We start from the raw sequence: 15,909 nt of genomic DNA, 5'->3' as shown, positions 1-15,909 counted from the left end.
ATATGCCTATACACTACCGGATTCTCCTTACATCGTAATAACTTGTATGAATATGGTTGAAGCATCGACTCATGTAAATCATAAATGTTGCAGATGCGGCATATGAGGGTATCCAAGACAAAAAATTTCCAAACATCAAAACACCTCATCCTAGACCTAAGGATGGGGTGTTTTTTTATCGAAGCTTATATGATTACAATCATGCGATTACAAGCCAGTCCCGAAAGGTATGCAGGGGTACATCCATTTCGGCTCGTCTATATATGGGGAATGAGTTTGCACTAATTTACGTATGCAACCCACATGCATTAGCTCTAGACATGAACATCTGCAACGTTGTCCCGATATTTCTCGTTATACACTCTCCCAACGGATTCAGCCAAACCGCCACGTGCCTTGCCAGGATAAAGCTCAAGAGTACGATAGAGGCGCATGAATCGGTCTTTGGGCATAAAGCGTGCGTAGCGGGTAATAAGACTTGGGAATAACTCGATATATTTGCTTTTACGCACAGCCGCTGCTGCTACAGCAGTCAGAATCTGAATTCCGTTGTGCAGCTGCAAAATATTAACTTCGTACGTGGCGATATATCGGATCGCATCTTCACGAATCAACTCCGGCTTAAGCCGGGCGATTTCACCGATATATTCGGCGAGCAGCCGCTCGAAGCTTCGCAGCAGCAGGGGCTGGAGCTGCAGATCCATATCACTTCGAAGCACGAAGGATTGCAGCAGGGCAACCTGCTGAAGGCGAATCCGGTCATTAAAGACGAGCGATCCAATCTCGCGCAGCATCTCGTAAGCGAGCGCCTCGTCTTCTTTGCGGGCTTCGGCCACGAGCGCCCAGTTACGGTTGATCCCCTGACGAATCTCTTCCCGGTCTTCGTATAACATGCGCTTCATCTGCCGGTTTTGCTGGGCAGGGAATGTACGGTGATGCATGAAGATGAGCCATCCGATCAGCAGCAGGGTCACGGTGGCTGCCATCATGGTCTGATCCGTTGTTTCACCGAAGTAGGTGGCGGCAGATCCGAGTATAACGGCAAGGAACAGATCGCGTGCAATCCGGCGTTTCACTCGTGAGCCGGCACGCTCCTGGACAGAAACGAGGGCGCTGCGACCACAGGAGGTACACTCCTCCTCCCACAAGCAGGTATATTGTCCACAATGCTTGCAGACATGCAGCTTCTCAAAAGCATAGGTCGTTCGGTTAAAAGGTCTGATGGATACCACTTGTTTGGCACTCATGCTTAATCACGCTCACCATTCAGTATAGTGTATAGGGTACGGTCCGAATCCTCCCTAGTCACGGGTTTGCGACCCTGGAAAAAGAGCGAGATTCCTTTTATAAGGACAAAAAGAAACAATATGGCGAGGCATCCGTATGTAACCATAATCGATTCCTTTCTAGGCATAGTTGTTATGCAGAATAGTGTAAATCTGAAACACGGTTTCGTTATATTGCAGTTTGCTGGCAATAACTATATCATATTTCCATAGTTGGAATTAAAATGCCAGTATAAGCGCCGAATAGGTCGATTTTTGTCAGTCATTACAAAACTGTAACTCAAGATAGGGGTGCTTTTCAGAATATATTAGTAGACTGTTAAGATTTCCTTAAGGCTTGACGCCTATAATAAACTATTCCCATTTTAATCTCAAACGTGAAGGAGTACACCCAATGCTGCGGACACGCAAAATACGCTGGCTTAGCGGAACCCTGGTTCTGCTGACATTTCTAACGCTGCTGCTGCCTAAGGCGTTGCTGCCCCAAGCTGCAGCTGCTCAGGCACAGACGAGCGGGATCGACGCCGTACTTGTAGCCGATGTAAGTAATTCGATGAATACAAGTGACCGTGACAAGATCAGTAATGAAGCCATGAAAATGTTTATTGATATGCTGCCGGTCCAGGGGGACAAGGTAGGGATTGTTGCTTATACCGATCAGGTAGAGCGGGAAAAAGCGCTGCTGGAGATTCAGTCCGATGCGGACAAGAGCAGCCTGAAGAACTTTATTGATCAGCTCGGCCGCGGGCCATACACTGATATTTCCGTCGGGGTGGCTGAAGCGGTGAATGTGCTGAATCATGGTGCAGATGCATCGCACTCACCCATGATCGTACTGCTTGCAGACGGCAACAATGATTTTAACAAAACCAAAGGCCGCACCCAGGCACAGTCTGATGCAGATCTGGCGAAGGCCGTTCAAGAAGCTCAGGATCAGGGCATTCCGGTCTATACGATCGGATTGAACGCAGATGGAAAATTGAACAAGGATGCGCTAGCCGATCTGGCCAGTCAGACAGGAGGCAAGTCATTCATCACAGATACGCCGGATGATCTGCCGCAGATTCTGAGTGAGATATTTGCAGATCATGCCAAGCTGAATGTCGTGAAATTGCCTTCCATCACAGGCAACGGCAATTTTCAGGAAGTTACGGTCAACGTGCCGAATGACAGCGTGCTTGAGGCCAACATTTCAATTATGTCTTCCAAGCAGGTAGAGATTGAATTGACCGATCCTTCGGGCAAAGCAGTGGATCTGAACTCGGATGCAGCCAAGCTCTCGACATCCAAAAGTTATTCACTGGTTAAGCTGCTCAAGCCTCAGGAAGGCGACTGGAAACTTCGGGTAAAAGGGGCTCCGAAAGACAGCATTGATATCAACCTGCTGTTCAACTATGATCTGCAGCTCGTCGTGGACCCAATTAAGACCAAGTCCTATACGAAGGGTGACAAGGTAGATCTGACAGCCAAGCTTGAAAATGGAGGTCAGCCGCTTCAGGATAACGATCTGTATGCAGATATGAAGGCGACATTGGTCGTGAACGATCTGGATACGAACAAAAGTAAGGAACAACCGTTGGAGAATACAGGCAGCGGCTTTGCAGGTACCTTTGAAGTGCCGGACAATCATAACTATGAACTGGTGATTCGTGCGGAGGAGGACAGCTTCTACCGTGAAAGTGCGCCTATTACCATCAATGCAGGCGGTACGGCAGGTGCGGGAACACAGCCAACCACCTCAGGTAGTGAGCAGGACAAGCCGTTTCCATGGTTACCTGTGATTTTGGGAGTCGTAGCCTTGCTGGTGATTGGAGTTGGTGCCTGGTTCCTGATGGGCTGGCTGAAACGCAAAAACCGCGGCTTTGTCGGCCAGATCATTGTCGAGATTCGGGATGAGAACACCGGAGACAAGTCCTATCCCCAATACAAAAAACTGGCATCCTTCCGGGGCAGATTCCATCTGCACCAGCTTTTACAGCTGGATCCGGAATTGAAGGAAACCGAGAAATATATATTTACGCCCAGCAATGGGGACCGAATCATCATTCGCAATACCGCAGGCGGTACATTGGAGAAATCCGGACGTGCCGTGGATGCAAGCTCAGGCGTTGAACTGAAGAATGGTGACCGGCTGAGCATCCCGCTGCAACAGGCGGATAAGACGATTTTGATTGAGTATCTGGTCTAAGAAGTTTGGAGTGCCTAAGCAAGGTAGTGCGTTAACCAAAGGGAGGACATGGAATGAAACCAATTGTCAGAGAACATATTCAGCAGCTGGATGTATCGCTAGGCGGAGGAATTGTCAGCGAGAAGATCAGGGTCGATACAATTGATAACCCGATCCTGATTATCGGTCTTGGAGGAACGGGAATTGATGCGCTGCTGCGTCTTAAATATCAGATTAACCGCCGCTTCAAGCTGCCTCAGGACCCGGTATCCAAGAAGAAAATGGACAAGCCGGACAACGTGGAATTTCTCGCGTTTGAAACCAACGAGCAGGATCGTGCCAAGAAGTACAAAGGCATCGGGCTGGACCCGATTAACGAATTCGTCCTGCTGTCCAATGCCGAGATCGGTGGACTGCTGCAGAACCGCAGCGTGCTGGAGCCGTATATTACGGACTGGTTGTCTCCGGAGCTGAGCATCACGGACGGCATGAATGGTGCAGCAGGGGTACGCCAGGCCGGACGGTTGCTGCTGTTCACCAAAATCAATCAGGTCGTGCAGGCGATTGACAAAAAGATCAAAACGTTATCCGTAGGAACCAACAAAAAACTGATGGTATTCCTGCTTACCGGTTTGTCCGGTGGTACAGGCAGTGGCTGTTTCCTCGATATCTCCTATATCGTACGCGGCATCATTGAACGGGATCACGGTTCTGCCGGGATCGACCGCGTCAATACGCTGGGTTACCTGTTTACGCCAGACGTGAATCTATCGAACAAAAGTTTGAGCGAGCACACACGCGAATATATTCGCAAAAACGGCTACGCTGCACTCAAAGAGCTGGATTACTGGATGAACGTCGACAGCCGCGGGGAACGATTCACACAGAAATACGGCAATATCCTGAACGTTAATTCACCGCTGCCGCCGTTTAACCTGTGTCACCTGATATCGGCAACGAATACGGAAGGCAAGCTGCTGGAGAATGCCTATGATTATTGCATGAACGTAACGGCCGAGAACATCACCAACTTCATGGCCAGCGAGGAGAAACAGTCGGGCGAAGAATTCGCGATACACGATTATATCAGCAACATTCGTACCAACATTGCACAGATGAACAAGGCTTATCCGGCCAACTATGATTACAACATTATCGGTGCTTCCTCAGCCGTACTGCCGATTGAAGAGATGACGACGTATCTGGCTTACCGGATGTTCGACAAAATGAGCACCATGTTCTCCAAAGCCCCGAACCAGGAGGATACGGAGAAGTTCGCCCGCAAGCTGGGCATCGATCTCGAAAGTGTCGTGAAGTCCTTCGAGTCCCGCGTGCCAGAGCCGCTGCCGGGTTATCAGAACAGTGAGCGTCTGTCATACGGCAATGTCGTGAAATCACAGGTCGTGAACATGGACACCGAGCTGGAGCAGAACTTCCTGGCCCGTGCCCGCGAAGAATATATCAAGGCGAAGAAACAGCTGCCGGGCGAGATTGCCGGTCAGTTTACCGAACAGATCCGGCGCATGTTTTTGCATCCCGAACAGGGTCCGTTCTACGTCTCCCGTCTGATCTACACCGAAAAAGGTTTCTGTGTACTGAAGATGATCCAGTCGTATATCGAAACGCTGCGGGAGAATGCATTCCGGATTCCGCGTGACATTGAAGCTGCGCAGGAGCAATCGGAGGAGAAACTGGGTGACGCGAAGAGTGCCTTCGTCTCCAAAGAGAAGAAAAAGAATGCTTATATTGAAGCTAAAATTCATGAGTACTGGCTGCACGCCGACGTGGAACGCAACGATCAGATGATCGAGTTCTATGAGGATCTGTATGAACTGCTGAATCAGGAAAACAGCCGCATCTATAACGTATTTACCGAGACGCTGAATGCGCTCAGCTCGATTTTCTCCAAGAATGGAGATATTCTGACTCGCGGAGAAGAACAGTCCGATCACAAAGGCAACAAAACCTACTACTGGAACGTCGTTAGTGTACCGGATATCGTCAATGTGGTGGATGGGCTGCTGGACAAGCGTGACACGGATGATCTGATCCGCGACTTCTCACGTGAGCTGCTGGAGAACTCCAACCAGTGGGTGAAAGAGAACGAAATCGACGTGGTCAGCTCCATTTCGGACTTCCTGACCGAGAAGTTCGGGGACCTCATTACCCGTTCCATGGAAGATTTCCTGGTGATCAAATACGGGCAGGATGAGTCAGTTGAGAAATTCGTGGAGCGTCACATCGCTGGCAAGCTGGATGATGAGGCCGTTCCGGTGTTCAACCTCAGCAACAGCACAGGCAGTCTGCATTTCCCGTCATGGGGATTCGTCTCTGTGCCGACACAGGCGCCAGGCATTCTCAAAGGGATTCGCAATTATCAGAACAATGCGGTGGGCAAATCCCACTTTACCGTCAAGGAAAGCGAAGTCCGCAACCGGATTTTCTGGCTGAATACGCGCAACGGGGTGCCGCTATTTGTGTATACGCCGCTCAAAGTTTATGAGGAAAGCTATGAACGCACCATTTTGGACAAGGAAGGCATCGGACGCCATCTGGTACAGACAGAGAAAAACAACTGGACCTATCTGCCATCTCCGATTCCCGAAAAGTCCTGGGGTGATGTCTACGAGAATGCCCGGGTGAAGCAGTATAACGCGCGGGTACGTACCGAATTCGAGAAAGCGATTGGATACAACATCATTACGGCCAAAACAATCGATGAGAATACGAGCAATCGGTACGCCGTGGTTACAACGGAACCGTTTGACCTGGCCGCGAAGCTGAATGCTTACGACATGCGTCTGACGTCGACGACCCCGAATCTGGGTGAGGTAAAACGGGCAGTGACCGAACTGAAACGACTGCAATCCGAAGGGCTGCCGCGTGTAGGGGTCAAGGATATTTTCGGCAGTATTAATGAAGATATGGCCAAAGAAAACCTGGTACGTTCCCCGCAGCTTATCGCACGGGTACGTGAAGAACTGGCGAAGATGAATGCCATCTCGGCCAAAGTGGCTGAACTGGAAGGCATTCTGGCACAGCATCAGGATGAGGAACAGTGGTATGATCGCTTCATCGAAGCTCTATATACCGATACGATCGTCAAGAAAGGTGCACTTTACGTCTACGACCGCGATCCGGAAGAGGATGCTTGGGAACCGTTCGCGAACCTGATGAAGAGCCGCAACTTTGCCGAGTATGAAGTGTTTGGCAACTTCCGCGGTTTGCCTGAAAAAGATCGCAGTACACTGCTGCGCAAAGCTTCCCGCCGGGATAACGAACTAACGGCTTCAGAGGATATCGCTCCGCTGCTGGCCAAACTGGATGATCTGGCTGCCCTGTTCATGGAATCGCGCGACCGTCTGGAATATGAACGCGTGGAGCTGGCAAACGGCGAAGACATCTATCAGTTCTACAGAACGATGTCGTCGAAGCTGAATGACATCCGCAGAAGGCTGAAGTAACATGGGTGCCGGGATGGAGTTCAAGTTGAACAATACCCTGAAGCGGGATCTGGAGAAGTACGCAGCACAATATGCGGCAGAGCAGGAGCGGCAAGGCAGCCTGGGTGATGGACGAAGCAGTATCCATTACCCGGCCCTGTTTCTGTTTGTTGGTGACCTGGTCGAACCTGCCATGGCTGCAGTGCACGAGATTAATCAGTTGAAGTGGGATAACGGAGAAGGTGTGATGTATCTCCAGATTGGAACAGAGGGCCGGGAGGAACAAGGGGGAAGGGAGCATCGGGATTCATCGGAAGACGGTCAGGTGACCCGTCATATCCTGCCTCTATCCACCGAACAGACTGGACGTCCTTCGAAGACCATGCGCAAGGATGTACACCGCAGTTTTCACGATTCGGAGCAGGCACTCTTTGGTCTGAATCGCACGCTGCGCCGGGTGAGCAATCGAATCGCTGAATACGGCCGGTTATATTCATCGTTTGACCGGATCTATGTAACCGTCGTGACAAGGGCAGATGATCCGCTGAATGTGCTTCTCCCGGAATTGACGAAGCTCACCGAGAACATTTTGGCCCAATCATTCAAGTCGGTTCAGACAGACTTGCATGTACTGGTCAGCGAGATGGAGCAGGTGGAGTCCTTCGGATATGCAAGTGCAGCCGGTCTTGCCTTTTTGCGGGAACTGGATCATATGCAAGCACTGGACTATACGTTCAGCGGTAATCTGCTCGTAACGGAAGATGGGATTTCCATTCCCGTTGTGCACCCTTCTTCGCCTTTGTTTGATCTCGTCTATATCCTGTCTGACAAAAATGAGCGAGGAACCGGCGTGGCTGGGGGATGGATAGAGAATGCCGAGATTATCTGCCGCATCTGCCTGCTGAAGAATCGGAAACAGGATCCGGATGCACTCGGTGCGGTTGCAAGTACAGGGGCCAATACCTACAATAATACATCGTTCAAAAACAACATTCGAACAACCTCGGATCAGCATGGCTATGCCAGTGCGGGTTTTGCAGAGATTAGACGGCCCAACCAACCTATTGCGCTCGCGGTACTATATCATCTATATCGCTATCTGTTGGATCTTATGCGACAGGAGCCGGAATGGAGCATGAAAGACAAGCTTGCTTTCTTCGGTCTGGACACTTCATCCGTAGAGCGCAAGGTCGAAGGGCTGCTGCCCGAGCAGGACCTGGTGGGTGGTATGAGTGGCATTATGACGCATAACGTCAGTTTCTCCGATCTCAAGCCGCTATCCCTGCGTGAAGCAGAGCGGGCACTATTCGGTCAGGGTGCAGAGGCGTACTTCCGTGACAATATGGTACGTCCGGCGGGAGAACGTCTCCGTCAGCGCAGCAGTCAGAGTTCCCTACTCCGCCGGGCAGAGCAGTCACGGACGGAGTACCCGGAGATTGGCTATTTCCAATGGACTTCATGGAGTGACAGCGGCCCTGGGAGCGTACGTGAGGCTTTGCTGGGACTCATTCGCGACAAATCGGTTCAACTTGAATCGGCACGTGCCCTGCTGGAACAGCGTCAGCAGGAGCAAGTGGAGGATCAGCCAATCAAGCGGGCGTTATTCCGGGACAAGCAGAATGTACGGAATCTGATCGATTGTTTGTTGGAACGAGTGTATGTGCCCAAGACAGAGCTGTTACGGCTGGAAAACGAACTGCAATTGCTTCGCATCTACGATTCGGAGATGGAACAGCTTCATAGCTTCAGCCGCAGCATAACGACAGCACTGGAAGCGCTGGAACGCACGCTACGTGAAACGGCAGAAGAGCGTATCGCGGCAGCGGATGAATATATCGGACAGAATGTGATGGAGTATTACGGGAAGGTAACGGAAGCATTGATTGCCGATTTGGAGGCCAAGCGGGGCCGGGATGTTTGGTTCGAAGAGCGTTATATGGGAGACATTAACCGGCTTGCTGCCGAAGGCAACGAGCGTCTGCTTCAACGTCTGATGGAGGTATGCCATGCGCTGCTGCTCACAGCAGAACCACTGAGATTACCTTTTGAGGAAGAACTGCTGCAGCGAGCGAATGTAACGATTACCTATGGAGACAAAAACGTATTGACCCGCGATGATCTGTTCCGCAGGCTGTATCGTACGCTAGAAGACCAAGCGGTTGTGAGAATACGGGTATTCGATTATACCCAGGAACATCGGTATGAAGAAAAGTATTTCTTTGGCGATCATCACAGTGCTTTTATGGATTATGCGGCGCATGCCGAGGAAACGTCCCGCATCTATAAGCTGGGAGTTGTGTACGAAGAACGCAGCAGTGGTGTGGAAAAGTTGAACCTGATGGGAGGGTTCCATCTGGAGGATCTGATGGTCTATCGCAACGGCAAGGTGTATTACGAGTCGTATACGGAGAACGGTTATGAGCTTCATCCCTCCGGCCTGGCTGATAAGCTATCACCTATGCGGTAGAACGACATGTCATGATCGACTCCGGTATTAATTCAGCCTAGATGGGCTGGTTTGGAAAGGATGCATGCGAACATGCAGCGAAAAATCAATCTTCTCCTGGTCCTGTTCAGCCTGATTGGCGGAGCCGTGGGATTTGCGGCAGGAGAAATCATGCTGCATCAGTGGCTTGGGGAGATGCCTCGCCTGCTGCTGATGGGGTTATACTTCGGCGTGCTGGCGCTGAGCGTAGGTCTGTTCTGTCTGCTTGCCGAGATGATCTCGCCGAAGCTTAACGGAGCTTCCTGGAAGCTGAGATATCTTGGCTTGTCGTGGAAACTGCTCGTTCCGGCAACACTGGTGTTCCTGTTTGTCGTTGGGCTGGTCTTTCAATTGTTGTATCAGATCAATCCAGGCGGCGTGAAGCAGGTGAAGGACATTGTACTGATGATCGATAACTCGGGCAGCATGTCGGAAACGGACCCGGATAATGGACGTTTCGAGGCAGCCAAGACGTTAATCAGTCAGATGGAAAGTGACAAGCAGGTCGCAGTCATTACATTTGATGATCAGCCGCAGTTATTGCAGCCTTTTACCGCACTGGATAGTGATGCGGCAAAAGCAGAGGTGAACGATAAGATCGACGGCATTGTCACAACGTCGGGCGGTACAAACTTCGATGCCGTGCTCCGGGAAGCCATGGAGCAGATCCAAAACAAGCAGGATCCAAAACGCGGTACCGTAGCTATTTTACTGTCAGATGGATTCAGTGAAGCCGATACTTCGGATATCTTATCCCAGTACGCGAACGAACAGATTGCCGTGAATACGGTAGGTCTGAGTCTGGTCGACCCATCGGGTACCGACTTGCTGCGCAGTATCGCTCAACAGACAGGTGGCATGTACTATGACGTGCCGGATTCCGGTGGACTCAGCATGGCATTTCAGCAAATTTACGATACGATTGATGAACGGACGCTGGTGACGGAACGTACAGGCATGATGGAACACAGTACCTATCTGGCCATCTTCCGCGTTGCTGCTATGCTGTTGATTGGTGTAGCACTGGGCGTATCGCTTGGGCTGGTGTTCGATAACCGCCATCTGGCAGTCAGCTTCGGCATCGGTGGAGTGGTGTCAGGCCTGCTAGCAGGCCTTTTGCTGGAGTGGGGACTGGACGGTTCTTCTGTTGGGGATGCATTGGTGAGACTGGGTGCCATGTTCATATTATCTGGGGTACTCACCCTGTTTACCTGGATTATTCCGGTCAAGGAGAATACGCCGCGGAAGAGCAAGGGCCGCCGTGAGGCGGGCAGGGGAACTCCGACCGCAGACGGATTCGGTCAGCGGGGGAGAGACACACGCAGCAAAGGATTTTAAACATCGGGAGGTTGGCGACACATGCGATATGCAGATGCGGACCCTTCGGTACCTCTGATTCGCAGACTTACACTTGCTGTGGATGATGGTTACTGTACCCTGCGCTGGCTCTGGCCCGAAGGCGTAGAAGCCGTGTACGTGGAGCGGTTGGAGCTGGAAATGGTCGAAGGTGGACAGAGCAGGGATCAGACTGTGAATGGCAAGCTGAAACTGTATACGAGAGAAGAATACAAGGCGAGTAACGGATATACAGACCGGATGACAGGATTTGGTGCCATCCGGTACACGATACATGTTTGCCGAATGGACGAAGACGGTCCTGTGCTGCTGCGTCAGCAGGATGACGAGAATACAGTCATCGCCAGTGCAGGGAAAGCAGATATCCGTTTCTCCATTCGTTACAAAAGCGGTTTTTTTCAAAAAAGGAAGACGGTTCTCATGACTGTGACGGCTGAAGTACCCGTGCCTAAGGAAGCCCTCTGTTATGTTCGCAAGCAGGGCGGAGTTCCTCTCAATAAGGAAGATGGCACGGTCTATCCTTTTGTCAGTGATTTTACTCCAGGTAGAAATGAGATGCCGCCCGTGGAAGTGGCCAAGGATGACTATGTGAGGCTGTTTTTCACGGACGGACCGAGATACGGAGCCGTTTACCGCCTAATATCAGACTAGATGAATGTGAGGCAGTTCAGTCTGCCTGAGCAGGGAGGGGAGTGGCTATGAGCTTTTTTAGTCGGTTTTTGAAGAAACAGCAGCCTGTAGAACGGCCGCTGTTTTACGATATTGTCTGTCCGTATTGCTTCAGCAAGTTTTCGCCGGAAGAAGTAGTGTTCCGGGCAGCGCATCACCGGGATGATGATGAGGATTATGCACTGGGGGAAGATGCGAAGCTTAATCGGTATCGTGAACGTTTTGGGCTGGACACGGTATTTGATATGGAGGCCGTTCTGGCTCCGCATGATGTGCCTGAGGAACACCGCATTTATTCGGATAACATCGTGATGGGACTGAACGACCGATATGGTGTGGTTACACGGCGCCGGCTGTGCCCGCATTGTCATAATGAGCTGCCCGTGACGGCGGGCAAGGCACCGAGCAATATCATTTCCATTATTGGAGCATCCCAGGTGGGGAAATCGGTGTATATGACATCGTTAATCCATACGCTTCAGCATTATACGGCTGACCATTTTGATGCGGCCTGCATGCCGCTGAATGCGGAAATTAGCCGCAGATTCCGTGCAGATTACGAAGAACCGCTGTTCGAGCGGGGAGATCTGCTGGATTCCACGCAGAAGGAGAAGCTGCAGGAGCCGTTTATTTTCCAATTTGTATTCAAGGATGAAGATAAGGCACCGCTGACACTGGTCTTTTTTGATGTGGCGGGTGAAGGTATGGTCGAGCAGGATTATCTGGGTCTGCATGGTCAGCATATCAAGAACTCAGCGGGTATTCTGTTTATGGTGGATCCGCTCCAGATTCGTTCCATTCGGGACAAAATCCGCATTAACCTTGGCAACGAGCCGGGCGAGTGGACGCCACGATATGATGAACCACGCGATGTTGTGCTGACTCTGTTCGGTGATTTTATCGCTTATCAGGATAAAGCCAAGACAAATATTCCGACAGCTGTTGTGCTTACCAAGAGCGACATGCTGCATTCCCTTAAGGATGATGAGGGGGATTATATCAAATCCAACAGCAATGTATTCCGCAATATGGTACACCGCGATTGGTTCAATCTGACCGAATTCGAGAATATCGACGGGGAAATTCGGCGCTTTATCGAGAAGGTGGACCGTCCGTTCAAAGGCACGATGGATGTGTATTTCAAGGATACGGCCTATTTCGCGGTATCTGCGCTGGGCAGTAATCCGGTGGATATGAAGCTGCAGGGCGTCGTGAGCCCCATCCGTGTGGACGAGCCCTTTCTATGGCTGCTGTACAAGCTGAAGTACATCGAGGGGAGAGTGGAATAATGAGTTCTTCCATGACCCCGCCTATTGAACAGCAGATGTACACAAGAGAGCGGCGCGGGGTGTTTCGCACAACGGAGGGGTTCGATACGGTTGCGGCATCGCCGGGACTGGACCCTTCCTTTATCAAGAAAGTACTTCATCCCTATTGCGTCTATGACGCTCCAGCAGAATTAACAGGGCGAAGCGAGAAGGACCAGGCGAAATTCCCGCCATCCATCCATCTGGTTCATCTGGAGAGCGGGGAGACCATCCTTGGTCAAAACGTGTACCAGTCTGCTGATTTTACCGGGCTGCGCAGCGCCTTTTTTGCACACAACTATGTCCTGTCTCCGGAACGCTCCGAGGAACAGATGAAGCAGGGGAATTGGCTGGATGCCGTATTCGCCACGTCATATGACATCGAACAAGGTACGGTATTGCCTTCCCTGATGGAACTGCCGGGTGCACCACTGAATGGCCGAGCTGCCACCGGAGCAGGAGCAGGCCCAAGTGCCCGCTCCGTAGCGCCATCAGATCTGCTGGCCTCACTGAAAATGAACGAAACTCTCTTCAAGCGCCTGCTCTATGCCGTCATGCAGGCTGTAGCAACCCGGCGGAAGGTATACATTGCACTCGACCTTCCTGCCGAGGAGATCACAGTCGGAGCCAAGGAACTGCTTCGTCTGCTCTATGCTGCACTGCCCTATGCGTTTAGGCGGCAGCTCGGCTTCATGACATTTGCCAAGGAGCCTCAGGCCAAGAAGGGAGTTCATCTTCAGTTTGTAGAGCGGGGCACGCTCCGTCCAAAAGACCGGAATACGGAGAAGGACTTTACCTTCGACTTGGCTACGGGCAGGGTAACCCATGCGGAAGTGTCGGTTGCCCAGCTTCCCTATGCGGAATTTGCCTGGTCGCTTCTGCAGGAGCCAGGTATGGCGGATGCGTTTTATGCTTTTGCAGACGAGATGTTAGCCGGCACAGAACCGGGACGCGAGCTTTCCATCCAGTCCTATGGGGAGTTGTCGATGTTTTATCGTCTCGAACAAGGGATGGAAGACCTCTACCTGAATGATAAGGGAGGGGTTCTGAGTGGGCTGCTTACTTATCTAAAACCTGAAGGCGGAGTACAGCGACGTTCTCGCTTGAACGAACTGTTCCTCACCCTGCTCAGCCGGGAACTGGACAGCGTCAAGAGAGAGAACGTACCTGAAGAGACGGTCGCCTCACGCATCGCGGAATATTTCCGTGTCGCTGCGCCTGTCGTTCAATCCCGCATCGTGGATTATTTCATCTATGCGGTGAACAATGCCAGGTCTCAGAAGCGGATGAGGGCAGTACAGGAACTGTATGATCTGCTCGACCGCGATTCCGGGCTGAATCGTGCATTCTTCGATAAGGTACTGGCCAATGAATCACTGACAAAACTGCTGTTTGAGCCTTATCTGGACAATCAGCTAAAACGTACCGAGACTGCTTCGGATGTGATCGGCGTAATTGAACGCTGGGTAACCACGCATGTATCTGCGGTATATAACGGCTTCCTGCTTGACCGGACCGCGACAGAGCTGCGTGAACGTTTATGTTCGGCGCCGAATCCGGTGCATGCTGCGAGTGAAGCACTTAAGCGAGTTAGCGTGCTGGATCGCCTTTCTTCTGACATGCTCGTGGGTGATGGAATTAAGGCCCGAATTGGGCAGTCTCAGACGGTCACCCGATCCGGACGTTCGAGTGGAGCCGAGGCAGCGGGATTATCCGCGTATCAGGAAGAACTGACACGCCTGGCTGATAAGCTGGCCTATGTCATTAACCTGTTTTTGATTCAGGACCTTGATCTGGAACGAGTGAACCGTGAGCAGTTACTGAGCATTGATATTTTGCTGCATGACAGCGAGGTGCGTGATTGGGCGGCGCGTCAGGGACAGGATGTAACGGCTCGTACGAATATGATGCTGGCAGCCAGAGCATGGCTGAGCGGTGAAGACCGTGAAGAAGAGGTGCTTGATTCTCTTAGCCTTGCGGAACGGAGTGAACTTCAGCGTTGGGTACGCAGATGGCTCGCAGGGGAACTGCGGGATCAACCGGGAACACCTGCATATGAGGCGCTTCCTCTGGCTTTTTACCGGGGAGGAAGCGGCAGCAAACTGGACTATGCAGGGCTGATTGAGTTTGTCCGCAGCAGTGCTGGGAGTAAGGAAGTATTGTATTCATTTTTTGAATGGTCGGGGAGCCAAAGGTTGTTCATACGGAGTTCCCAGGCGAGCAAAGCCTACTCAGATGCCATTGTAGCCTATTTCAAAGATCATGACCGTGAAGCATTCAAGTCCAAATCGGCATTCAAGCCGTATTACGCGAGAGCGAGTAAAACAATGAAGCCGGTCTATGATCGGGCCAAGAACGAACTTTCATCACCGCTTGTGCGCATGCTGACAGGCAAAAGAAAAAATCTTTTTCTAGCGTCTGTTATTGTGATCCTGATCCTGGGTATCGCCGGAATAACGTATGCCCTGACGAATAAGACGGACGCGCCAGAAGAGGCAGCGCCATCGACACAGGAACCCGTGGTTCCGGCAGAGCCTGAGGTACAGTTAGCTGAGCAGATTGCCTATGTGATTCCGGGAGCCGAGGTGGATGGCACGACGATCGAAGCGCAGCTCGTAATCCGTTTCATGAATGAAGCGGACAGCAATGCGTTATTGCCTGGTCCGGTTCAATTAACTTTGCAGGATGGCACCACGCTGGAGATGGATGCTGCGTCGGACTGGGAGAGTTTTAACCGGAATGAGGACCCGGATACGGCAGGTTCAGCAGGCGGTACATCTTCTACGGAGGAAACCGATGAGGAACCATCCATCGGATCGGGGAATGACAATCAGCAGGGAGAGGAGTCTGTTCAGAGGACAGATTTGACTACGTCAGATGATTCTGCTGCAGATTCGGCGGAGGGCACAGAGGCGAGCGGGGATGCGTCAGGTTCTGCGGACACGAATGAAGATCTTGGAGAAGGAACAGGCACCACGTCGTCCGAACCTTCAGGGACAGCAGGTGAGTCAGGACGTTCCTCTTCAACGGAATTGACGCCTGCTGAGGCAGATCGTCTGTATCCTTATGGTCAGCAAGTGCTGCTGCCTGCTGAGATTGATCCGGAAGATATCGTAAGTGTCCAGAGCGGTACAATGACTATCCAATTGGTGCCAGAGCCTAAGCTGTAGGATCGTTATGATTTGTTTTTAACCAA

Annotated in this window: 8 protein-coding genes; 7 read left to right on the top strand and 1 reads right to left on the bottom strand. The window is 51.5% G+C overall.

Annotated features, from left to right (window positions below; genetic code table 11):
* Nucleotides 1-314: 314 nt before the first annotated feature.
* Nucleotides 315-1,247, bottom strand: coding sequence for a hypothetical protein (locus tag CHH60_RS15795; RefSeq protein WP_095360038.1), 933 nt, complete (start codon nt 1,245-1,247; stop codon nt 315-317).
* Nucleotides 1,248-1,680: 433 nt separating this feature from the next.
* Between CHH60_RS15795 and CHH60_RS15790 the strand changes: the two genes are divergently transcribed.
* The 7 genes from CHH60_RS15790 to CHH60_RS15760 all read left to right on the top strand — a co-directional run bounded on the left by CHH60_RS15790 (nt 1,681) and on the right by CHH60_RS15760 (nt 15,883).
* Nucleotides 1,681-3,474 (top strand): vWA domain-containing protein, encoded by a 1,794-nt coding sequence (locus tag CHH60_RS15790; RefSeq protein ID WP_095360037.1) that lies wholly within the window; start codon nt 1,681-1,683, stop codon nt 3,472-3,474.
* A gap of 53 nt (nt 3,475-3,527) precedes the next feature.
* Nucleotides 3,528-6,917, top strand: coding sequence for a tubulin-like doman-containing protein (locus CHH60_RS15785; RefSeq protein WP_095360036.1), 3,390 nt, complete (start codon nt 3,528-3,530; stop codon nt 6,915-6,917).
* A 1-nt stretch (nt 6,918) separates the two neighbouring features.
* Entirely contained in the window at nt 6,919-9,363 is a 2,445-nt protein-coding gene (locus tag CHH60_RS15780; RefSeq protein ID WP_255247950.1) for a transcription initiation factor TFIID, read from the top strand.
* A gap of 72 nt (nt 9,364-9,435) precedes the next feature.
* Entirely contained in the window at nt 9,436-10,719 is a 1,284-nt protein-coding gene (locus CHH60_RS15775) for a vWA domain-containing protein (protein WP_095360035.1), read from the top strand.
* Nucleotides 10,720-10,740: 21 nt separating this feature from the next.
* Nucleotides 10,741-11,388 carry a beta-mannanase gene (locus CHH60_RS15770; protein WP_095360034.1) on the top strand — a complete coding sequence of 216 codons (648 nt, stop codon included), beginning with the start codon at nt 10,741-10,743 and terminating at the stop codon, nt 11,386-11,388.
* 47 nt (nt 11,389-11,435) lie between these two features.
* Entirely contained in the window at nt 11,436-12,695 is a 1,260-nt protein-coding gene (locus CHH60_RS15765) for a TRAFAC clade GTPase domain-containing protein (RefSeq protein WP_095360033.1), read from the top strand.
* Complete coding sequence (locus tag CHH60_RS15760; RefSeq protein WP_095360032.1) at nt 12,695-15,883, top strand: GAP1-N2 domain-containing protein; 3,189 nt, start codon at nt 12,695-12,697, stop codon at nt 15,881-15,883. The genes CHH60_RS15765 and CHH60_RS15760 overlap by 1 nt, the downstream gene beginning before the upstream one ends.
* Nucleotides 15,884-15,909: the final 26 nt, after the last annotated feature.

It is taken from the genome of Paenibacillus sp. 7523-1 (assembly GCF_002276415.1).
Taxonomy (GTDB): Bacteria; Bacillota; Bacilli; order Paenibacillales; family Paenibacillaceae; genus Paenibacillus; species Paenibacillus illinoisensis_A.
This window is presented reverse-complemented; position numbering and strand designations above follow the sequence as displayed.